We start from the raw sequence: 20,572 nt of genomic DNA on the forward strand, positions 1-20,572 counted from the left end.
GTAAAAATCCTGTTTCAAAGTCCATGCTCCCGATTGTGGACCCCTGGGGCAGACGTTCGTCGACGGATGATCAGCATTCCCAACCATACGGATACTCCATAGATTGCGGCAATGGCTCCGAACAATAGGGGCACATTCCCTCCAAGATAAAGGGGCACTCCAATAATGGGGCCTGCGGCCATTCCGATATAACGGACCAAGTTATACACGCCGACGGCGGTTGCTCTGTCTTTGGGGAAGTATTCTGTCAGCAGTGTGGCGGGGACGGGCATCGTCAATCCCATCGTAAAGCCGAATAAACAAAGCCCCGCAATGAGCAGCGGAAGAGAGAGATTCGCCGTAAAGGCGAACAAGAAAATGGAGAGCACATTAAGCATATTTGTGAATAGCAGGCTCCGTTCATTTCCCATCCTGGCTTGGAGCCTAACTCCCAGCCTAACACTGACAGCAGGCAGCAGAGACAGCAGAAGAAACAAACCTCCGGTCTGTTCCGGCCCCAAGCCGTAACGATGTGCCGCTATTTGCGGCAAGAAGACCGTGAACACGTACACAGCCAAATATTGGGTGAAACCGATAAGAACCGTGGCTGAGCTTCTGTGCTTAACGGCTATAAATACAAGAGAAGACAGACGGAAGGGAGAGGCGGTCCCTGCTGCAGGCTTGGTCTCCGGAAGCCAAAACAGATTGGCCAGCAGCATGGCGATCCCCATGACAGTTACAAGAAGGAAGATACCGGAATAGCCGCTCCACCCTCCGACCATACCTCCAACGAGAGGTCCCATAGACAGCGCCAGAGTAAGAAAAAGCTGGTAAGTAGCCATCCCCCTTGCCCGTTCTCTTCCCTCATACAAATCTCCGATGACAGCGGCCGCTACTACCGGAATGGCTGCCGCCCCGATTCCTTGAAAGAAACGGCAGAGCAGCAGCATCTCAATGGAACCGGCATAGGCGCAGCCGAATGACGCACCGGTATAAATGACAATGGCCGGCAAAATGACGGTTCTTCTTCCTTTCGCATCGGCGAGCGGACCATATACGATCTGCATGACGGCAAGAGCGACCGTATACAGGGAAACCGATAAATTAACCAGATAATGAGAGGTCTGAAGCTGCTGCTGGATTTGCGGCAAGATGGGCGTATATAGATTCTGGGCAAATACCGCGATAAAAGCGCTTATCGATGCGAGCATCAAGATTCTGCGGGACATCATGGAGAAACCACTCCTTTCGGTAATAATTGACTGACGTCAGTCAATTATTGAGCATTATATTTTATTTGACTGAAGTCAGTCAAGGGGTATAATAAAACTATTACATCTCAAGGAGAGAGGTCCAATGGCTCGAATCTCGAAAGATCCGGAAGTGCGGCGCAAAGAAATTGTGGAAGCGGCCATGCAGTTGTTTCGTGAGAAGGGCTTCGCACAGACAGCCGTCAGCGATATTGTCCGTAAAGTCGGGGTTGCGCAAGGCACCTTTTATTATTATTTTAAATCGAAAGAGGAGATCGTCTTTGCCATCATTCAGTTATCCGTGTCCGCACAGGCTGAAAAGATAGAAAGCATTGCAGATAACAACCGAATGACGGCCCGGGATAAACTGACGAAAGTGCTCGGGGAAGAGATTTATAGCCCATCGCAATACAAAATGTATCTCGACTTCCTCCACCAGGAAAACAATGCCCTGCATCACCAAAAGCTGATCGTGGCTAAAATTCATGCCTTCGCCCCTATGATCGCCCAAATATTGCAGCAAGGAACGGAGGAAGGGCAGTTTCAAGTCGAGGATCCGCTAGAGGCGGCGGAGTTTATATTAACCGGTATGCTATTTTTATTTGATCAGGGTATTTTTCAATGGACGGATTCGGAGCTAAGGAGCAAGGCCAAAGCGGTGGAAAAAATGATAGCTAAACTATTGGGCGTCCAGTTAAAATTTACTAAAGAACCATAATGGGAACTGGCTAAGGAGGAAGCTTGATGGAATGGAACTATTACAATACGTTCATTACGGTTTCGGCGGATTGTCCGGCCGATAAGGGGACGGTCCCTCCAGACCGGAAAGAGAAGAAGACGAAAGCCGGGATCGAGTATGCTTTGCTTTCGGAAAATCCCTACACCTATACCCAGGAAGAACTTCTTTACGAGGTTCATATTCGGCATAAAGAGATTCCCCAAGAGGAGTTGGCTGCACGGGGAGTTGAGATCAGGGAAGAATTTTACCGGAAGCCGAAGCCCTGTTTCCGAGCCTCTATGCTGCCCAAGAAATTCGGATGGGGCATTCACTTCGATCAAGAGGGGAAAATGGCTCTAGTTCCAATGGAGTCTGAGTTGTACCGGGATTTTGCCAATGGGGAGAAGGGCGAGGTGAAGCTGCTCGCGGCCATGAGAAACAGCCGGGCCCGATAATTCGGACCAGGCCGTTATGCTGCCCGCTTTAAACGTTACAGTCTTCGTTCGGCTTGGCGATTTCTTTCATAGTTAAAATAACCGGGCAATGATCGCTGCCGGTCACCTCGGAATCAATTTGTGCGTCCAGCAAGCAAGGACTAAGTCTGGCAGAAGCGAGAAAATAATCAATTCTCCACCCTATATTCCGCTCCCTTACCTTGGGTATGTAGGACCACCAGGAATAAGCGTCCGTCCGATCGGGATAGAAGTGTCTGAAGGTATCGATAAATCCCGATTCCAGAAGCTGCGTCATTTTGTCCCGCTCCTCCTGAGTGAAGCCGGAATTGTTGCGGTTCGACTTGGCATTCTTCAGGTCGATCTCTTGATGGGCCACATTCAAATCTCCACAAACAATAACTGGCTTGTCCGCATCTAACTTCTGCAGATAACTTCGAAACCGGTCTTCCCACTCCAGTCTATACGAAAGTCGGGACAAATCGCGCTTGGCATTAGGCGTATAAACATTCACCAGGAAGAAGGCATCGTACTCGAGTGTAATGATTCGCCCTTCCGGCTCCTCATCTTCCGCCAGTCCGTAGCGAACGGACAGCGGTTTGATTTTTGTGAAGACGGCCGTGCCGGAATACCCCTTTTTTTGTGCATAGTTCCAGTAAGAAGTATATTCCTCACCATGCTCCACCTGAATTTGTCCTTCCTGCAGCTTTGTTTCTTGAACACAGAATATGTCGGCATTCACCGCTTTAAAGTAGTCGTAGAACCCTTTATTTATGCAGGCTCTGAGGCCGTTAACATTCCAGGATATCAGTTTTAACATTTTCTTACTCCTTACATATCTCTATGATTTCAGCTACTAGTGTAACATAGAAGCGTTGAACCCGTCGTCTATTTTGGAGCGGGGCACCTGGGAGTATTCTTTGAACGAATCGAGGGGCAGACCTTAAAATCGACGACAACATCGATAATATTATCATTAGTGATATCAAAAAAGCCATAGATTGGATGAATCTTCGTTAGGAAACCCTGAGTCAGATTTGGTCGAATATGTTGTCATGATAGTCTCTGGCGGAGGTGGAATTGTGGGAATTATATTGGGAAAGCGGATATTCTTTTATTCGGTAGTTCGCGATTAATCCCTTACGTTTAAGGTGTCTATGAAGAAGCGGTATCCCTATAAATAATTCATATTAGTTAAACAGCCGGAGACAGCCATTGTGCGCGGACCCGGTTGTTTTTTGTTGTGCGGTTCACCCACTAACGCTTCTAAACATCGCTCAACCAACATACTGTATCGGTGGCTGAAGTTAGCATTCTTCAATCATTATCCTCGAAGCCGTGCTGTTTTGATGCATATTCATATTTCAATAAAGAAGGGTATAGTCTTTCTGTTCCGGGCAAAAATGGTTTTATTAGCCCGGAAGGTAAGCCGAGGCAGAATTTATCTGGAAAGGGATAGGAAGAGAATGACGGAAAAAGAAAAAATGTTAAGAGGGGAACTGTATTTCGCTTCAGATGCGCTATTAACAAGGGAGCGTGAGAGTGCCAGAAAATTAATCCGATTATATAATGAGACGCTAGAGACGGAACAGGAAAAGCGGATGGATATATTAATGAAGCTTTTCGGTTCCACGGGTAACAAGCCCTACGTTGAGCCGCCATTCCGTTGTGATTATGGTTATAACATTCATGTCGGCGATCATTTTTATGCTAATTTTGACTGTATTTTTTTGGACGTGTGTGAAATTCGAATAGGGGACCATTGTTTTATGGCACCCGGCGTCCATATTTATACGGCCGCACATCCTTTAGAACCTGAGAAACGAAGCACGGGAATTGAATACGGCAAGCCTGTTACAATTGGAAATAACGTATGGATAGGAGGAAGGGCCGTTATTAACCCGGGGGTGACTATCGGCAATAATGTGGTGGTAGCTTCTGGAGCCGTAGTGACTAAAGATGTTCCCGATTATGCGGTTGTAGGCGGCGTTCCGGCCAAAATTATTAAAATGTTGATGTGATTGGAGGTCCCGGCATCGATCTGGTCAAATTCCTTATCGATTTGCCTAACTTCTACTACTGCGAATACTTATTCTCAATATATAATGGTAGGGCGATGTCCGGAAATATTCGTTTTAATGTTATCGATATAAATAATATATTCAATAATGATAGTAATTATTGCTCTATTCCCCGCTGTCTCGTTTCTCTAGAGCTCGCGGGTAAACTATTATCCCGTCCAGAGCTTGAGGAACGGCAGCAGCAGCGGGGCCGTAACAATCGTGACCATCGCAGTGATAATCATGGCCAGGCTGGCCAAAGCGCCCTCAACCGGTCCGAATTCGAAGGCTTTGGACGTTCCGGAACCATGTGCCCCTACGCCAAGGAGCAAGCCTTTGGATATACCGCTGCGAATGGGCAGGTATCGTATGACGAGCGGGCCGATGATCATCCCGGCAATTCCGGTCAGGATGACAAATACGGCAGTGATCGGAGGGATTCCTCCAAGCCTCTGCGAGATGGTCATCGCAATCGGGGTCGTGACAGAGCGGGGCAGCAAGCTGTTCACCCATTTCGGCTCGAGATGCATCCATCCGGCCAGCAGAGCCGAGGTGAATATGGCGACCAAGGAACCGAATAGTACGCTGCCGATTATTTCTGCAGCGTACTTTTTTAATAACGATGAATATTTATACAAGGGGATGGCCAGGGCAACGGTAGCCGGCTCGAGCATCCTTGACAGCCATTTTCCTCCGGATTCGAATTGATCGTAACCGACGGGAGTGAATGCAAGAAAAGCAATGATCACAACGGGCACAATGATGATTGGCGCGAGCCAAATTTTATTGTGGCGGGCGTAGAGACGGACGGCGCCTTGGTAGATTAGAAGGGTTAGCAGCAGCATGGCCGCCGATGTCACTATCATGTTGATGTCTCCTTTTCCGATAAATGTAATCCGCCATCAAGCCGGTACAAGTCATTACGGCGGCCGTGCCGAACAGAATGACAAGCAGGAAGCGGGATCCGTCGCGGGCCATAACATCCGTATATTGAACAATTCCTACCGCAGCCGGAATAAAAAACAGCAGCAGATGACGGATGAGCCAGTTAGCGCCCGACTCCACCCAATCGAGTCGAATCACCTTGATGCGCAGGAGGATAAAAACAAGGGCGATACCGATGATACTCCCCGAAACCGGCAGGTGAAGAAAGGCCGCAATCCAGTTTCCCGCCGAAGCAAACAGCAGCAGAAGCCCAATTTGAGCAATAGTCTTAAATAATATCTTCATCCCGTTCTCTCCTTTAATTTCAGTGTACATGGGGAAAATGTATAGGTAAAATACATATATGGAATGTTATTTATTCATAATATCTATATATAGAAAGGAAGCCTGGCCAATGGATATTCGACAGCTTGGTTATTTTGTCGAAGTCGCGGAGCAATTAAGCTTCACCAAAGCATCGGAGACATTGCATATTACACAGCCAACGCTGAGCAAGATGGTGAAGCTGATGGAAGAGGAGCTGGGGGTTACGCTGCTCGACCGCTCCACCAAGCAGATGGAGCTGACGGATGCGGGACAGGTCGTGCTATCACAGGCCAAACGGGTGCTGGAGGCCTTCCATAACCTCTCCACTGAATTGAATGATGTTATGGAAATTCGTAAGGGACTGCTTCGAATCGGTTTGCCGCCGATGATCGGCTCGCATTTCTTCCCCGAGGTCATGGGTCAATTTCGCGTAACCTACCCGGGGATAGCGATCAAGATTATCGAAGTGGGGGCCAAGAAAGTGGAAAATGCCGTAGAAAACGGGGAGCTGGATATCGGAGTCATTTTGCTTCCCGCGAGGGAGGAGGAGTTCGAGTATTTCGAAATTGTTCGGGAGGAGTTAATGGTCCTTCTGCCGGCAGATCATCCTTTAGCGACAAAGCCCTTCATCCGGTTAGCGGAGTTGAAGGAGGAGTCGTTCATCCTGCTAAGCGAAGATTTCGCCCTGCACTATAGAATCCCAGATGAATGTATCCGTGCGGGCTATCGGCCTAATGTTCTTTATGAAAGCTCACAATGGGATTTCATTAGCGAGATGGTTGCGGCGAAACTGGGTATTTCGCTGCTTCCGCGAACGATCTGTCAAGGTCTGGATCCGAAGCGGATAGCGGTCGTCCCGCTGGTTGAGCCTGCGATTCCATGGAATTTGGGATTGATTTGGAGGAAAAACAAATATTTATCTTTTGCGGCAAGAGAATGGATCCGGTTCACCCGGGAATTGCTGCCTAAACGAGGATGATTGACCGAAATGATTTATTGAAACAATGATGGGCAGCTTGCGGACGTCAGAGGAAGTGCGGCATTTCGGATAGCCATGTAATCGCGGACATGTTAGACTATAGAAAATGAAATTGGAAAATGAAATCGCTGCGGACGGGGTGGATCCATTGCTGCTCAAATATACTATTTGTTATATACGTCATAACGACAGTCTGCTGCTGTTGAACCGTAAATCCCCTCCGGTCATGGGACTGTGGCATGGAGTGGGCGGCAAGATCGAGGCCGGGGAAAGTCCTGCGGATAGTGTGCTTAGGGAAGTGTTGGAGGAAACGGGAATTCATCTGGACCACGTCAGGGACAGGGGCAAGGTCACTTGGACGACACTGGGAGGGACCAGCGGAGGAATGTATGCTTTCCTGGCGGACTTTCCCGGACATTTGGATCCCCAAGCATACATAACTCCCCGCGAGACGGACGAAGGCATCCTGGATTGGAAGCCGATCGGGTGGGTGCTGGATCCGCAAAATAACGGCATTCCGCAGCATGCGCGGTATTATTTGCCCCAACTGTTAGAGGATGGCCCTTCTGCTTATGAGTATTGCTGTACCTTCAAGGACGGAAATTTAATTGATTATTCCGCAGTGCCGTTAATTGCTCAATGGACTGCCTCATCAAGAGAGTAGCCCAAATACTTGACCGAAGGAATGCCCAGTTCTTAGAGCAGTATCTTCATGAGCGGATCAATGATTAGGCGGTGCTTCCGCTGAAGAGCTATCGTTTAGGAGAGAATACAGGATGAGAAGAACAATAGATAAAGTCAATATTATGGGTGTTCCCTTTGCTAAAATTACAATGGAGCAAACCGTACAATTGCTGTCGGAACGGTTGGAAGCCGACGGGGGAGATTTGTTCCAGGTCATAACAGCCAATCCGGAGATGGTGATGCAGCAGCAGCAGGATCATGAGCTGCAGACGATTATTCACGAGGCCGGACTGGTTACCCCCGATGGCATCGGGATTGTTATGGCGGCCAAGTGGAGGGGAAATCCCGTCCCGGAGAGAGTGACGGGTTACGACTTGCTGCTGCGGCTTTTGGAGGCCGGTGACCGGAAGGGTTGGTCCTTCTATTTTCTGGGGACGGATGAGGACACTAACCGGACGGCTGTGGAGACGATCCGGCAGCGGTATCCGGGTGTCAGAATCGCCGGGCGCCATAACGGATTTTTTTCTGAAGAGGAGGAAGGGCAGCTTGTCTCCGAAATTAAGGAGCGGAAGCCGGATCTTCTTATAGTCGCTCTAGGGGTGCCGCGTGCGGAGAAATGGATTTACCGCCACAAGGACCGGCTGGGGGCCAAGCTGGCCATCGGAGTAGGCGGGAGCCTGGATGTCATTGCCGGCAAAGTGAAGGGCGCGCCGGAAATTTGGAAACGTCTCAATCTGGAATGGCTGTATCGGTTAATACGCCAGCCCTCCCGTTGGAGAAGACAGCTTGTGCTGCCGAAATTTGCGATCAAGGCCTATCTTACCCGGAATCGATAAACAAAATTAAAGAATAAAGCCCAGTGCTCCGGAGCTTGTCCGGCCGCGCTGGGCTTTATATTGCTGCTCTCCCCTTCGGAGGGGATGATCCATTGTAATGGACCGTTATTGCTCGGCAGTCAATTTCTTATAATCGTCATCCCCGAGAATTCTGCGGGCAGTGACGTACCGTTTGGCATAATACTTCTCATCCATACGGCTGATCATCACTCCGTCATCGGTCGCGGAATGAGCAAATTCTCCATCTCCCATATAAACGCCGACATGGGAGATTCCTTTGCCGTCGGTGTTGAAGAATACTAAATCACCAACTTTTAGGTCCGCCTTGTCTACCTCGGTACCCTCTTTAGCCTGACTCTTAGAGCTGCGGGACAGCTTGATGTCGAATTTGGCGAACAGATACTGGGTAAACCCGGAGCAATCGAAGCCTTCTTCCGTGGTACCGGCCCATTTGTAAGGGGTTCCGATAAGGGCGTCAACCTCTGCGCTTAGCGGAGTCTCGGCGGAAGCGCTTCCCAACATGAAGCTGAACAATAGTACGAAGCTGAATAAACCGACGACAACTTTCCTCAAAACCTGATGTCTCCTTCCACTTATGCCCGATTTCCGACCGGCTTCCGCTCGGGAAGCCGACTGGCCTGGAAGAAAGTCGGACATTTTGTAGCATTTGTTACAATTTTGCAATAGTAATACACATTCTCCATCGATATAGAAAATCCTTCTGCAAAAAATGAGAAAAAATGTGCCTTCCTCCGGAACTCAGACAATGAACCGTTTTATTCAACAAAAAAAGCAGGCCGGAAGCGAACGGCCTGATCGTATTCAGCCTGCCTTTCCACGATGTTCTCGGTGCAGTACATTGCCAATGAAATTTCGTTTTGACGGGGTAGGGCGTTTATTTAACGAAATGCCTCGAAGTACCTGATTCTAGAGCGATAATGCACGTCTTTCTGGAGAAAAGTCGCCACATACCTGATTCTAGAGCAATAATGCACGTCTTTGGGGCGATTTTTGCGAAATGGCCTCATTTTGTGAAAAAGACCTGCACATTTGAGCGTCTTCCGCCTTCTTTTTGGAAAAAGGCACGATTTTAATGTATTTTTGCTCGTCTTTGTGATGTCTTTACCGCCCCGGATGAACGATGGCGTACAAAGACGACGCTGACGGGTATCCCCTTGCTATTTTCAAGTGTTGCAGCACTTTCAGTTCTTTGAAAGCCGGTTTAATTTCATTTAGACATAATTTCATTTGGAAGTTGATTCGGCTGTACGATTTGCTCTATCCTATAGAGGACACCTCTTCTTTATGGTAGTGATTGCTTGACACTCTCACTTTATCAAACGAAGCGGTGTTTTTCTATTTTTCAACTTTTGTATTTAATCCGCTGCTTTTTCAAAATATAAGAAAGTATAAGTTTTCACCTTATACCTGTTCTTACCACATTAGAAAGTTTAAGTTCATTAAATCATTAAAATGGAACAAACTTTCTAATTTGGCATAAAAAGCTACCTTTAAAACCGGGTTATTCGTCTTCGAAGAGGCTCCGTTAGGAGCTTTTTTTATATTTCATAGGTAAACGCGCCTGTCCAAAGGACGGCGATAGCCGTTTATCCTTGGTTGTATCAAGCATTTAAACCGGTTTTCGCTCTGCGAAAGTTGAGTTAACGATGCCAAAAGAGCCCTGCCGCAGCAACCTGCGGAAAGGCTCTAATAGATGGTCGGCATAAACGCTGAGGAATGACGCTTCTGTTCAGCGCGCCCTCAGCGTTTTTCTTCAAATATAAGAAAGTATATTTCATCGGTAAACGCGCCATCCCAAGGACGGCGATAGCCGTCGTTTATCCTTGGCTGTATGCCTACGGATCGTTACGGTGCCGCCAAGCAGCTATAGACGAATCCGGGAAATAGCCGTCAAGCGCTTTGGCTTGTATACCATTGATGCTGGCTCGTAATCCCCCATACCGAAATGAAAGTCTCCGCGAAACGGTAGAGCTGATAAAGAAGCACGGCCCAGAAGCCGGCCCAGACGAAGACAACGGTAAGAACCGTCAGCGAGAGCAGGAAGGAGAGCAGTAGCAGGATCACGGCCATTCCGATAACAGGAAGCAGACCCTTGATCAGACAGGTCATGGACTGAAGCAGCGGGCGGTTGGCCGTTCTTCCGAACTGCAGGTACATAACGGCGAGCCGGACAAGAAATCCGTAGACGAGACAACCGGCGATCCAAGGGAGCAGATTCATCAGAAGGCTTTCGTACGATACGGCTTGTAGAAAGATGCTCTTGACCTTCGGGATAAGAAAATACAGCGGTCCCAGAGTGACGACGGTTTGCAGCAGGTAGTACAGCAAGAAGGACTTGTACAGTTCTTTGATTCCTTTAAAAAATCGATAGCCGTTATTCAAGCGGGTATACTCCACGGAGTAATATAACGCCGCATTGATAAAGGGGGTGAGCAGCATTCTCGCGCCGAGAAGACCGACGAGCAGCCACAGGTAGGGGGAAATCAGGTCCGTCTTCGTCAGTTGGAACTGAATTTCGGCCAGGAAGAGATGGACCCGGTCCGGAGAGACATTCCCCGGATAACGATGCAATAACGGAATGATGACGGATTTCACCAGCTCATACAGAGCGAACCCCCAGGCAAAGCGGTACAGGAACAGAACCAGAACGGCGAATGGCTGTCTTAGGGCTGCCCTCCAGCCCAACTTAATATGCTGCAGCATTACGGGACACCTCACCAGGAGACCCAGCCGAAGACGGTCTCGATAATTTTAACGATACCTGTATTCCAACGAACCTTCCATTTGTCATCAACGCTCGCATTCATGAAATTGTTCATCTTCCGGTTCTCCAGGATCAGGGTATATTCCGGATCAATGACGACCCAGGAGAGCGGGGATGAGTGACTGAGATTATACAAGATCTGGCTTCCCTGGCTGTCCCACAGCTTATCGACTTTGGTGCCGTCCGTGAAATGAAATTGAATGGGCACAGTGTGATGCTGGGCGCCTTTACGCGTAATCAGAACCTCATTATCATACAGATCCGGGCCTGCCGGACGAATGCGGATTTTGTCCACGGAATAATCGATCATTTGGCTGCCGTAGACAAATTGCTGGAAGAAATCTTCCCAGCTCCTTTTGGTAACATCCTCCACCACGCTTTGAAAATCCTTCGTTGTCGGATGACGGAACTTCCAGCGTTGAAAATAAGTTTTCATGATTTTCTTCATCGTATCGGAACCGACTTCCTGCTCGATGGCCATCAGAATCAATTTGCCGCGAATGTAGACATTATCCGCATAATGACTGTGATCATCGTAATCCCAAGCGTTAATGGTCAACGAGGCGGGAGCGGTAATATAGGTGGCTTCCAGGGCCTGTCTCGGTTTAATGCCATATTCCTGTTCCATGACCAGATCTTCCGCATAGGAGGTGAAGCCTTCGTCCAGCCAAGCTTCTTCAAATTCGTTCGAGGCGACCATTCCGTAGAAAAATTGATGCCCGATTTCATGGACGACCACCCTTTCCAGGTTGAGGTCGGCATTATCCTCGGCCGCTCCCCAGGCGGTGATAAGCGTCGGGTATTCCATCCCGCCGGCTCCGTTGGCATTGCCCGGAGGAACTACGATGGATAAGGTCGAGTAAGGATAAGCTCCGTACCATTCGCTGAAGCGGGCCAGAGATTTCTTGGCCGCCTGCAAATAGCGTCCCTTTAATGCTTCATGCTTAGGGTCTAGATACAGCTTGATCTTGACGCCGGGGACGTTCGAGGTGGAGAACGGTTCCTCATAATACTGAAAATTCGGGGAAGCGGCCCAAGCGAAATCATGCACGTCATCTGCGTAGAAGTGATAGGTTTTGATATCGTTCTGAATGACGGGAGCCTGGGTTGGAAAACCGGTCGCTGCTACGGTAAACGTCGAAGGCACCTTAATGATGACATCATAAATTCCGAAATCCGCATAGAACTCGGAATTTCCATGATACTGATGCAGATTCCAGCCTTCGGCCGTTCTCCCGCGCATTCCCTCCGGCTCGTAGACGGCGATTTTGGGAAACCACTGCCCGGCCATATAGAAATCGTCCGCATATCCCATTCGTGCGAATACTTCCGGCAGCTGCACCTCAAAATCCATGCTCAGAGTTACCTTCTGTCCGGGAAGTACAGGTGCGGGCAGGGACAGCTTGACCAAAGTCCGGTCATTCTTGTTCCCGTCATCCGGCTGAACATACTCCATCCGGTCGAGCAGATTGGTGCCTTCGGCCGTGGTCACCTTATGCAGAGTCATGCTGCCGTAGCTTCCGGGCTTCTGTTCGTCTTGTCTGAGCTTTCCCGCCGACTCCTGCAAGAAGGTAGTTTTCTTCGACTCGAAGGCATTGGGATACATGTGAAAATAAAGCTCTTCAACCGGAAGCTTCCCCGGGTTCTCCCATGTTAATGATTGGCTCCCCGACAGAGACTTGCTGTCCGGCTGGAGAGCAGCGGAAATATGGTATTCCACAATCCGTCTGCTCATGGGTGGAGGAGCCGAAGGGTCCGGAGCTTTGAGCTGTTGGGGAACCGCATCGTTAAGGATGGGGCCGTGGTTCAGGGTAGTGGTCATGGTATCCCTGTTCCATGTCAGGAGGCGCAGGCCGGCCGTTACCGCGCAGCTTGCAACGACTACAAGCAACCAAATCATGAATGGTTTAGTTAATCTTAGTTTCATTGTTCTCCCCCCGTTGACAAGCATCTACAGCATGTATATGTTTGCAAATGCGGGAATATTAGCTAAAATAAAGAAAGGTATTTCGATTTATAGGAAAAGCGAGTGATGACAATGGAAGAGCAACAGAAGGGCAAGAAGCTTAATGCTTTGAATATAGTCAGCACCAAATATAATCACAGGGGATTCGGAGCCGGCTCCATCGATCTTAGCAACGTGTCCGGCATCATTATTGATGGCGATGAGGCTTACGTGGATGAAGGCACCTTGCATGCGAAGAGTAAAGTGGAGCGCCGCATCCGCTTCTCGGCCAATAAGGAAGATGTGCCTAACGGCCGCAAATGCTGGATCGTATGGGTGGCGGTAGACCGTACGGAAGAAGGCCCGTTTTATGGTGGGCTGGCCGCTTGTGAAATGCTGATTGATTCGGAGGCGAGAAGAGGCTGGAAGATTCTTGCCGATCATGTCAACCGGATGGATAAGGCGATGAAACGGCATGTGCTGGTGGAGAATCTGAATGAGGCGGAGAAGAAGCTGTTGAGGGACTGCCTGATCAACCACAATCCGGAGTGGTGGGAGCGCTCGGGCAGCGAAATCAAGGATGCATTGGCCATCTAATAAGGTATAGACTTCCTCCAACTTTTATTTCGAAATTATGGCGATTGTGTGTCATCCGTTGAGAAGGTTCCACAATCGGGGTATACTATGGAAAGTATATTTGCATCAATATACTAGGACAGCAAAAAAGCAGACGCTTTCGTCTGCTTTTTTGCGTTTATTCATTCCACCATCGCTTCAAATAATCCCACCAGGAATTGTTGCCTGCCGGCTTCTCCGGCTGGGCCGGGGACTTGGATTCTGCGCAGTATTCCTTCGGCTCCGTTCCCTGGACGAATACTTCCAGCCGCGAAGGAGAGCAGGCCTCATTCGCCAACTTCCCGGTAACGGGATCAATATATACGCTGGCCACTCCGTCCGGGATCGGAAACAGCTTCGGCGGCACCGGATCCAGCGTCCTCTCCATGAAATCGGCGAAGATGGGGGCGGCCTTATAGGAGTCGGCGGTTGTTATCGCCTTATTGCGGTCATATCCGACCCAGACGGCCGTGGATAGCTCCGGCGTATAGCCGACCATCCATGCATCGTTGTTCGTCGTTCCGGTTTTTCCCGCTACCGGGCGTTTAAGCACGCTGGATACCCGATTGGCGGTTCCTCCCTGCTCGAATACGCTTTGCATCAGATTGGTCATGACATAAGCATAAGGGGCATCGATAATCCGTTCTTTCTTCGGTTTCGCTTCATACAGAATCCTGCCCCTTGAATTAACGACCTTGAGAACGGCAACCGGCTCCACCCGTATCCCATCATTGGCCATAATACCGAAGGCGGACGCCATCTCGAACGGGCTGACCGGGAAGGTGCCTAGGGCCAGGGAAGGCAGCGGCTCCAAGGGGCTCGTAATCCCCATTCTGCGGGCCAGATCTATGACCTGCTCAGCTCCCACATCCATAATGGTATGAACCGCGTAGATATTGTCCGATTTGGCAATGGCTTTACGCATGTCTATATATTCGTTCTCGTAATGATTGTTGAAGTTGTTGGGGCGGTAGGTTTTCTTGCCGTCATCGTACACAAATTCCGTCGGCTCGCTTTTATATTGGCTGACAGGGGTGAATCCGTTCATTAAAGCAGCCAGGTAGACAAAAGGCTTGAAGGAGGAACCTGGCTGCCGAGTCGTCGTGAACACACGGTTGTATTGGTTCGCATTATAATCCTTGCCTCCGACCATCGCCTTGATATAGCCGTTCCGAGGGTCAATAGAGATAAGCGCCCCCTGCAGCTCCTCATTCGACTTTAGGTGCTTGTTGACGGCTTCCTCGGCGATTTTCTGCGCTCTCAAATCCAAGGTCGTATAGATCCGGATGCCGCCTGTCTCGAATAGAGACTCCTCCAGGTTCAGCTTCTCGCTGACTATCTGTCTGACGTAGTCCTGGAAATAAGGAGCTTCGGATTCCCGGCTCTTGTTGTTCTCCGCGAAAATCAGCTTTTCGGCGGCAGCTTGATCCGCTTCCTGCTGTGTAATGAGATTCTGGGCCACCATCGTATTCAGGATGATTTTCTGCCTCTTAAGAGCATTCTCCATGTTATAGAACGGGGAGAAATATCTGGGTCCTTTAGGCACGCCTGCAAGCAGCGCGCTCTCGGCCAAGGTGAGATCGCTGGCATCCTTGTCGAAGAACAGCCGCGAAGCTGCCTGGACTCCATACGTAGAGTGCCCGTAATAAATTTGGTTCAAATATTGCTCGAGGATCTGATCCTTGCTTAACTGCATTTCCAATTGGAGAGCATAGACGGCTTCCTTAATTTTCCGCGACCAGGTCCGGTCATGGTTCAGGTACAGGTTTCTGGCCAGCTGCTGGGTGATCGTGCTCGCCCCCTGCTGCATGGACATCGTTTTAACATTGGTAACGACGGCGCGGGCGACTCCCCTCGGGTCCACCCCGAAATGTTCGTAGAAGCGCTGATCTTCAATGGCCAGAACCGCTTGGACAAGGTATGGGGAGATATCGTTTAAAGAAACGGCTTGCCGGTTCTGCCCGGCGTGGTAAGAATCGATAAGCTCTCCGTTAATATCATAGATTTCGGATGATTGCAGTACATGAGTGACGGGCAGGGCTTGGGAACGCAAATAAAGCAGCAGCAGAACGGTTCCGGCCGCAAACAGAATCAGGAAGGAAAACAGCAAAGAAAACCATTTGCGGATTCTCCTTATCCAGCGCAAATGGGCCTCGGCTTCTTTGTCCTGCATCGCCATTACCTCCTCTTCTGCCGTAACATCTATACTTCTAGTATGGAAAAGGTTGGGACTTGATATTCAATCTCATCCGGATTTTCTGCAGGACATACTATTTGGCTGAAAATAACATTTTGTAAACACGGCCGTTTATCCTTAAAATGGAGTTTTTCTCATTGCAATTTCAGCGCGATTTACTATAATACAATTGTTGCTTTGTTCGTCTGACGTTAAAATTTCGCTGAAGAGGAAAAGTAATAGAAGGTTATGCGGACATGAGTCTGTTCAATACAGGAAAAGAGGGATAGGACAATGGAGCTGTGGTATACCGAGAAGCAAACGGAATATTTCGGCATTACGGCAAAAATTAAAGAAACGCTGGTTGCGGAGAAGACGGAATTTCAGGATCTGGCCATTATCGATACGGTCGAATTTGGACGGATGCTTGTTCTGGATGGAATGGTGATGACTACCGTTAAGGATGAATTTGTTTATCATGAAATGGTAGCCCATCCCGCGCTTTACACACACCCGAATCCCAAGAAGGTGCTTGTGGTTGGCGGTGGTGACGGGGGGGTTATTAGGGAGATAATGAAGCATCCCGAAGTGGAGAAGGCTGTGCTGGTCGATATCGACGGCAAGGTCATCGAATATTCCAAGAAGTTCCTCCCGGAAATTGCCTGCGAATTGGATAACCCCCGGGTCGAAGTGATAGTCAATGACGGGTACATGCACATTCATGACCACAAGAACGAGTATGATGTCATTATGGTTGATTCCACGGAGCCGGTTGGCCCGGCCGTAGAGCTGTTCACCAAAGGCTTCTATCAAGGGATTTATGACGCGCTTAAGGACGACGGAATTTTCGTGGCGCAAACCGACAATCCGTGGTTCAAGGCGGACCTTATCCGCAACGTTAACCGCGATGTGCGTGAAATTTTCCCGGTGGTGCGCGTTTATTGGGCGAACATTCCTACTTATCCGAGCGGTCTGTGGACCTTTACCATTGGCAGCAAAAAGTATGATCCGCTTGCTGTTGACGAAAGCACCATTCCTGAAATCAATACGAAATACTACTCCCCGCGAATCCATAAAGCGGCCTTCGCGCTGCCTAAATTCGTGGAAGAGCTTTGTAAATAACGACAGGGGGACGTGGCCAAATGCGCTTTAACGACGCTTATTCAGGGAATGTCTTTATTGCCAGCTCCCCGGATTATGAAAACTCCAAAGCAGTGATCTACGGCATGCCGATGGATTTCACGGTCAGCTTCCGCCCGGGATCGCGATTCGGCCCGGCCCGGATCCGGGAAGTGTCTATCGGCTTGGAGGAATACAGCCCTTATCTGGATGCCGATCTGGCGGATGCCTCCTATTTCGATGCGGGAGACCTCCCGCTGCCCTTCGGCAATCCGGCCCGCAGTCTGGATATGATCGGCGATTATATTAGAGGATTGCTGAACGACGGCAAATTTCCGCTCGGCTTGGGCGGGGAGCATCTTGTCTCCTGGCCCATTATCCGCGAAATGTATGCCAAATACCCGGATCTTGCGCTGATCCATATCGATGCACATGCCGATTTGCGGGAGCAGTATGAAGGCGAGCCGCTTTCCCATTCGACGCCGATCCGCAAGGCCGCGGAATTGATCGGCGGCGGCAATGTCTATCAATTCGGCATCCGCTCCGGGACGCGCGAGGAGTTCGAGTATGCCCGCCGGAATCTCCATATGTACCCGTTCGACGTTCTGGAGCCGCTTCGTCAAGTGCTTCCCGAGCTCGCCGGCCGGCCTGTTTATGTAACGATCGATATTGACGTTCTGGACCCGTCCGCGGCCCCGGGAACGGGTACAGCGGAAGCCGGCGGCATTACTTCCAAGGAGCTGCTGGCGGCCATTCATGCCATTGCCCGCTCCGATCTGAGAGTAGTGGGTGCCGACCTGGTAGAGGTGGCCCCGGTCTACGATCCCAGTGAGCAGACACAGATTGTCGCGGCCAAGCTGGTTCGTGAGATGCTTCTCGGGTTTGTTAAATAACCAATGTAAGCTCATAAAGATGGACAAAGGATTAAGGCTGCGCCTTAATCCTTTGTCCATCCGTACCTATTAATCGGTTCAGTCAAGGGCCGAATAGCCCGGTGTTTGTAATATAAGCTGAGGTGTTGACAGAAACTTGACAAGGGGACAGCGATCCATCGCAGAAGCCCCCTTGGAAGGAGTGAACAGACATGGCTGCACATAAAGAAATCCGGCTTACCGTCAGAAGCTTGCAAGAAGATGAGGAGACCAGCAGGTCGTTTACAGCCGCATGGTACCCCAAAGAGAAGAACGGCTACATCCGGTATCAGGAAGAGGAGTCGGATATGGGCAATACAACGACGACAGTCAAGGTCGGACGAGAGGAAATTAAAGTGATCCGGCATGGCGATTTGCAATCCGAACAAACCTTCATTCTCCATCGATGGATTCCGGGGTTCTATCGCACCCAACAGGGAATTATTCATCTGGAGACTTACACTCACCGTCTGGCTGTCCATCTCGTCGACGGCATAGGCAAGATATGCTGGGATTATGAGCTGCGTGTTCAAGGCAGCAGTGCCGGGCGCTTCAGCTTGACGCTCGACACGGAGCCCGCTTTGCTTCATTAGGACATGTTAGGACATGGCGGTTCGGACCGCTTGCAGAGCATTGATCTCCCCGGTATCCAAGGAGGTGGATCTTTTGCTCTGAATGGCGGAAGAGCTTTTCTTCAACAGGTCCTTCACCGTCCTGGTGGACATTTTCCCGCGAACCGCCATCATCATGGCGATCACTCCCGAAACATGGGAAGTAGCCATTGAGGTGCCGCTTAACTCATGGTATTTACCATTTAACCAACATGAATAAATCTTATCTCCCGGAGCATAGATATCGATCGTTTTGCCCCGATTGCTGAATCGGGCTACTTTCCGGTTTTTCGTAGTCGCTCCGACCGCTATCGTATACGGGAATTTGGCCGGATAATCAATCCGTCCGCTACGTCCGTCATTGCCGGAGGAAGCGACAATGATAACCCCTGCCTCATAAGCTTTGCGAATCGTATCCTCCAATGCCTTGCTGCTGTTCTTCATCCCGAAGCTCATGTTGATAATATCGATGCGGTTGCGGATGCACCATTCGATACCGAAGATGATATCGGAGATGAAGGCTGTGCCGTTATGATCGAAGGCCTTGACAGCATATAAGGACGCATTGGGAGCGACGCCGACAATGCCCTTTCTCTGGGAGGAGGCTGCTATGGTCCCCGAGATATGGGTTCCATGTCCATTATCGTCTCTCGGCAGAAGATGGCGGTAGATGACGTTGACGCCGCCGGCCACATTTCGTTGAAGGTCGGGATGCATGTAATCGACTCCGGTGTCTATTACCGCAATTTTAATCTTATGTCCGGTAGAACGTGCCCAGGCGGTAGGGGCTTTAATTTGCCGAACCCCCCATGGAATGAATTGCTCGTCGACACGAAATTTCGCTTGAGAGCGCGAACGCGTCGATGAAGAAGAGGCGGCATGGATAACAGCCTGCTTGCGGTCTTCCTCGATCGACACCGTATCCGAATAAGAGCTCAGTTCGCTGGCGGAACGAAGAAAGCAGGAAAAGCCTTGAATGGAAGGTAACGGTTGAAGGAAAGGAAGTGCATCCAGGGACGGTTTCAGCTGGCTGATCAGATTAAGACAATTCAAGTATTCCCTCTTGGACTTGAATCGGATGATATGCCTCGAGGAATCCGCTCCTCTGTATTGCAGCTCATCATGTATCCAATAGATAAGATCCCTTTCCATCTGTGAATTTCCCCTTTGCCGCATGAGATCCATATGCTGCTGTTTGGAAGAGATTCTTCCTGTGCTGCTGGAATATGAATTGGAGTCATGACGCGATATTCGTTTTTCATATCCTATGTAAGGGGTCTTCCCCCCGCATCGGATGGTCGCCCGCTTTTGGATAATTCAGCGCTAAACCGTGTCATTCGTTCCCGTTTCACATAGGATGAAGAGAGGGATCATTTGCTGGCCCTTGATATAAGTACAAGGCGGTGACGGGTAGGTCATCGTTCGGGATTTACAGTCGTAAGCGGAGGTGCAGTTTGGCCTCCGCTTAAATTATTTTTTTTGAGGGTGTATAGAGTTGCATTTTTGAATAAAATAGGTTTTACTTAAGGATGATAATTGGGGAAAATTAGATCGTTTGCAGTGAATATGTACGGAAGGAAGTGTTCGAATGAGCAGCCAATTTACGCTCCAGATTGCGCCAGAGCAAGCCAAGGAAATGCCGATGGTAGATTTGGCCTTTATGGTATTGAAGGCGGCTAATACGCCGTTCTATTATCGTGATTTGATGCAGGAGATCGCGAAGATAAAGGGATTTTCCGAAGAGGAGGTCATGCAGGTCATCGCGCAGCTGTATACCGAAATCAACGTCGATGGCCGTTTTGCATGCGTAGGCAACAATCTGTGGGGACTCAAAAGATGGTACCCTGTCGATACCAAATCGGATGACGGCGTGGGCAGCGCCAAGCGTCCAAGAATTATTAACGATGACGACGATCTGGATGAAGAGGATGAATTCCCTGAGGAGGAAGAAGAAGTCTACAGTGAAGAAGACTTCGATACCTACGATGAGGATCGTGAAGATATAGACGCTGAAGAAGAGGAAGAAGAATTCTACGAAGATGATGAAGAAGAGGATGCCGAACTGGATGAAGAAGAAGACGAGGACTTTGGGGATTCCGAAGAGGAAGAAGACCAGTAACACGTCTACCTTGAAAATCCGTCTATTTTACCGTCTGCAGGCATCGTTGCAAGCGGAGCGGCACGTCTAACTGTATTTTGTA

General features: G+C 49.5%; 20 protein-coding genes. 11 read left to right on the plus strand and 9 right to left on the minus strand.

What is annotated here, in order from left to right:
* Positions 1 to 14: 14 nt before the first annotated feature.
* Positions 15 to 1,211 (minus strand): MFS transporter, encoded by a 1,197-nt coding sequence (locus tag FS806_RS18735; RefSeq protein ID WP_144939676.1) that lies wholly within the window; start codon positions 1,209 to 1,211, stop codon positions 15 to 17.
* Between the two features lie 124 nt (positions 1,212 to 1,335).
* Between FS806_RS18735 and FS806_RS18740 the strand changes: the two genes are divergently transcribed.
* Together FS806_RS18740 and FS806_RS18745 are read left to right on the plus strand one after the other, a co-directional pair.
* On the plus strand, positions 1,336 to 1,947 hold the full coding sequence (locus tag FS806_RS18740) for a TetR/AcrR family transcriptional regulator (RefSeq protein ID WP_144939677.1): 612 nt from the start codon (positions 1,336 to 1,338) through the stop codon (positions 1,945 to 1,947).
* A gap of 26 nt (positions 1,948 to 1,973) precedes the next feature.
* Positions 1,974 to 2,402: a DUF6157 family protein gene (locus tag FS806_RS18745; protein ID WP_144939679.1), complete on the plus strand. Its 429-nt coding sequence runs from the start codon at positions 1,974 to 1,976 to the stop codon at positions 2,400 to 2,402.
* A gap of 28 nt (positions 2,403 to 2,430) precedes the next feature.
* Here the strand turns inward: FS806_RS18745 and FS806_RS18750 are convergent, their stop codons facing one another.
* Positions 2,431 to 3,219, minus strand: coding sequence for an exodeoxyribonuclease III (locus FS806_RS18750; protein WP_144939681.1), 789 nt, complete (start codon positions 3,217 to 3,219; stop codon positions 2,431 to 2,433).
* Positions 3,220 to 3,865: 646 nt separating this feature from the next.
* On the opposite strand from FS806_RS18750, the gene FS806_RS18755 reads away from it, so the two are divergent.
* On the plus strand, positions 3,866 to 4,420 hold the full coding sequence (locus tag FS806_RS18755) for a sugar O-acetyltransferase (RefSeq protein ID WP_144939683.1): 555 nt from the start codon (positions 3,866 to 3,868) through the stop codon (positions 4,418 to 4,420).
* A 209-nt stretch (positions 4,421 to 4,629) separates the two neighbouring features.
* Here FS806_RS18755 and FS806_RS18760 read toward each other — a convergent pair whose 3' ends face one another.
* Together FS806_RS18760 and FS806_RS18765 are read right to left on the minus strand one after the other, a co-directional pair.
* Complete coding sequence (locus FS806_RS18760; protein WP_397347830.1) at positions 4,630 to 5,322, minus strand: LrgB family protein; 693 nt, start codon at positions 5,320 to 5,322, stop codon at positions 4,630 to 4,632.
* A complete protein-coding gene (locus FS806_RS18765; RefSeq protein ID WP_144939687.1) occupies positions 5,243 to 5,689 on the minus strand; it encodes a CidA/LrgA family protein in 447 nt (148 codons plus the stop codon). The genes FS806_RS18760 and FS806_RS18765 overlap by 80 nt, the downstream gene beginning before the upstream one ends.
* Positions 5,690 to 5,798: 109 nt before the next feature.
* Between FS806_RS18765 and FS806_RS18770 the strand changes: the two genes are divergently transcribed.
* The 3 genes from FS806_RS18770 to FS806_RS18780 all read left to right on the plus strand — a co-directional run bounded on the left by FS806_RS18770 (position 5,799) and on the right by FS806_RS18780 (position 8,209).
* Positions 5,799 to 6,689, plus strand: a complete 891-nt coding sequence (locus FS806_RS18770; RefSeq protein WP_144939689.1) for a LysR family transcriptional regulator — start codon at positions 5,799 to 5,801, stop codon at positions 6,687 to 6,689.
* A gap of 106 nt (positions 6,690 to 6,795) precedes the next feature.
* A complete protein-coding gene (locus tag FS806_RS18775; protein WP_260982163.1) occupies positions 6,796 to 7,353 on the plus strand; it encodes an NUDIX hydrolase in 558 nt (185 codons plus the stop codon).
* Positions 7,354 to 7,465: 112 nt separating this feature from the next.
* Positions 7,466 to 8,209, plus strand: coding sequence for a WecB/TagA/CpsF family glycosyltransferase (locus FS806_RS18780; RefSeq protein WP_144939691.1), 744 nt, complete (start codon positions 7,466 to 7,468; stop codon positions 8,207 to 8,209).
* A gap of 105 nt (positions 8,210 to 8,314) precedes the next feature.
* On the opposite strand, the gene FS806_RS18785 is transcribed toward FS806_RS18780, so the two are convergent.
* From FS806_RS18785 to FS806_RS18795, 3 genes are all read right to left on the minus strand, one after another.
* Entirely contained in the window at positions 8,315 to 8,782 is a 468-nt protein-coding gene (locus FS806_RS18785; RefSeq protein WP_144939693.1) for a C40 family peptidase, read from the minus strand.
* A 1,338-nt stretch (positions 8,783 to 10,120) separates the two neighbouring features.
* Positions 10,121 to 10,933, minus strand: coding sequence for a hypothetical protein (locus FS806_RS18790; RefSeq protein ID WP_144939695.1), 813 nt, complete (start codon positions 10,931 to 10,933; stop codon positions 10,121 to 10,123).
* 11 nt (positions 10,934 to 10,944) lie between these two features.
* Positions 10,945 to 12,921 carry a M1 family metallopeptidase gene (locus FS806_RS18795; protein ID WP_144939697.1) on the minus strand — a complete coding sequence of 659 codons (1,977 nt, stop codon included), beginning with the start codon at positions 12,919 to 12,921 and terminating at the stop codon, positions 10,945 to 10,947.
* 111 nt (positions 12,922 to 13,032) lie between these two features.
* Between FS806_RS18795 and FS806_RS18800 the strand changes: the two genes are divergently transcribed.
* Positions 13,033 to 13,536: a YwhD family protein gene (locus FS806_RS18800; protein ID WP_144939715.1), complete on the plus strand. Its 504-nt coding sequence runs from the start codon at positions 13,033 to 13,035 to the stop codon at positions 13,534 to 13,536.
* Positions 13,537 to 13,693: 157 nt separating this feature from the next.
* On the opposite strand, the gene FS806_RS18805 is transcribed toward FS806_RS18800, so the two are convergent.
* Positions 13,694 to 15,727: a transglycosylase domain-containing protein gene (locus FS806_RS18805; RefSeq protein ID WP_186328431.1), complete on the minus strand. Its 2,034-nt coding sequence runs from the start codon at positions 15,725 to 15,727 to the stop codon at positions 13,694 to 13,696.
* Positions 15,728 to 16,024: 297 nt separating this feature from the next.
* On the opposite strand from FS806_RS18805, the gene speE reads away from it, so the two are divergent.
* From speE to FS806_RS18820, 3 genes are all read left to right on the plus strand, one after another.
* On the plus strand, positions 16,025 to 16,852 hold the full coding sequence (gene speE / locus FS806_RS18810; protein WP_144939701.1) for a polyamine aminopropyltransferase: 828 nt from the start codon (positions 16,025 to 16,027) through the stop codon (positions 16,850 to 16,852).
* Positions 16,853 to 16,872: 20 nt separating this feature from the next.
* On the plus strand, positions 16,873 to 17,742 hold the full coding sequence (gene speB, locus FS806_RS18815; protein WP_144939703.1) for an agmatinase: 870 nt from the start codon (positions 16,873 to 16,875) through the stop codon (positions 17,740 to 17,742).
* Between the two features lie 191 nt (positions 17,743 to 17,933).
* Positions 17,934 to 18,353, plus strand: coding sequence for a YwiB family protein (locus FS806_RS18820; RefSeq protein WP_144939705.1), 420 nt, complete (start codon positions 17,934 to 17,936; stop codon positions 18,351 to 18,353).
* Positions 18,354 to 18,359: 6 nt separating this feature from the next.
* On the opposite strand, the gene FS806_RS18825 is transcribed toward FS806_RS18820, so the two are convergent.
* Positions 18,360 to 19,523 carry a S8 family peptidase gene (locus tag FS806_RS18825; RefSeq protein ID WP_144939707.1) on the minus strand — a complete coding sequence of 388 codons (1,164 nt, stop codon included), beginning with the start codon at positions 19,521 to 19,523 and terminating at the stop codon, positions 18,360 to 18,362.
* 436 nt (positions 19,524 to 19,959) lie between these two features.
* Here FS806_RS18825 and rpoE point away from each other — a divergent pair, with 436 nt between their 5' ends.
* Positions 19,960 to 20,490, plus strand: coding sequence for a DNA-directed RNA polymerase subunit delta (rpoE, locus tag FS806_RS18830; RefSeq protein ID WP_144939709.1), 531 nt, complete (start codon positions 19,960 to 19,962; stop codon positions 20,488 to 20,490).
* Positions 20,491 to 20,572 lie beyond the last annotated feature (82 nt).

It is taken from the genome of Paenibacillus sp. 32O-W (assembly GCF_007679495.1).
GTDB lineage: Bacteria > Bacillota > Bacilli > Paenibacillales > NBRC-103111 > Paenibacillus_L > Paenibacillus_L residui.

Coding starts and splice junctions, on each gene's coding strand:
- FS806_RS18735 (WP_144939676.1), bottom strand. CDS start 1,211: ATGATGTCCCGCAGAATCTTGATGCTCGCATCGATAAGCGCTTTTATC.
- FS806_RS18740 (WP_144939677.1), top strand. CDS start 1,336: ATGGCTCGAATCTCGAAAGATCCGGAAGTGCGGCGCAAAGAAATTGTG.
- FS806_RS18745 (WP_144939679.1), top strand. CDS start 1,974: ATGGAATGGAACTATTACAATACGTTCATTACGGTTTCGGCGGATTGT.
- FS806_RS18750 (WP_144939681.1), bottom strand. CDS start 3,219: ATGTTAAAACTGATATCCTGGAATGTTAACGGCCTCAGAGCCTGCATA.
- FS806_RS18755 (WP_144939683.1), top strand. CDS start 3,866: ATGACGGAAAAAGAAAAAATGTTAAGAGGGGAACTGTATTTCGCTTCA.
- FS806_RS18765 (WP_144939687.1), bottom strand. CDS start 5,689: ATGAAGATATTATTTAAGACTATTGCTCAAATTGGGCTTCTGCTGCTG.
- FS806_RS18770 (WP_144939689.1), top strand. CDS start 5,799: ATGGATATTCGACAGCTTGGTTATTTTGTCGAAGTCGCGGAGCAATTA.
- FS806_RS18775 (WP_260982163.1), top strand. CDS start 6,796: ATGAAATTGGAAAATGAAATCGCTGCGGACGGGGTGGATCCATTGCTG.
- FS806_RS18780 (WP_144939691.1), top strand. CDS start 7,466: ATGAGAAGAACAATAGATAAAGTCAATATTATGGGTGTTCCCTTTGCT.
- FS806_RS18790 (WP_144939695.1), bottom strand. CDS start 10,933: ATGCTGCAGCATATTAAGTTGGGCTGGAGGGCAGCCCTAAGACAGCCA.
- FS806_RS18795 (WP_144939697.1), bottom strand. CDS start 12,921: ATGAAACTAAGATTAACTAAACCATTCATGATTTGGTTGCTTGTAGTC.
- FS806_RS18800 (WP_144939715.1), top strand. CDS start 13,033: ATGGAAGAGCAACAGAAGGGCAAGAAGCTTAATGCTTTGAATATAGTC.
- FS806_RS18805 (WP_186328431.1), bottom strand. CDS start 15,727: ATGCAGGACAAAGAAGCCGAGGCCCATTTGCGCTGGATAAGGAGAATC.
- speE (WP_144939701.1), top strand. CDS start 16,025: ATGGAGCTGTGGTATACCGAGAAGCAAACGGAATATTTCGGCATTACG.
- speB (WP_144939703.1), top strand. CDS start 16,873: ATGCGCTTTAACGACGCTTATTCAGGGAATGTCTTTATTGCCAGCTCC.
- FS806_RS18820 (WP_144939705.1), top strand. CDS start 17,934: ATGGCTGCACATAAAGAAATCCGGCTTACCGTCAGAAGCTTGCAAGAA.
- FS806_RS18825 (WP_144939707.1), bottom strand. CDS start 19,523: ATGGAAAGGGATCTTATCTATTGGATACATGATGAGCTGCAATACAGA.
- rpoE (WP_144939709.1), top strand. CDS start 19,960: ATGAGCAGCCAATTTACGCTCCAGATTGCGCCAGAGCAAGCCAAGGAA.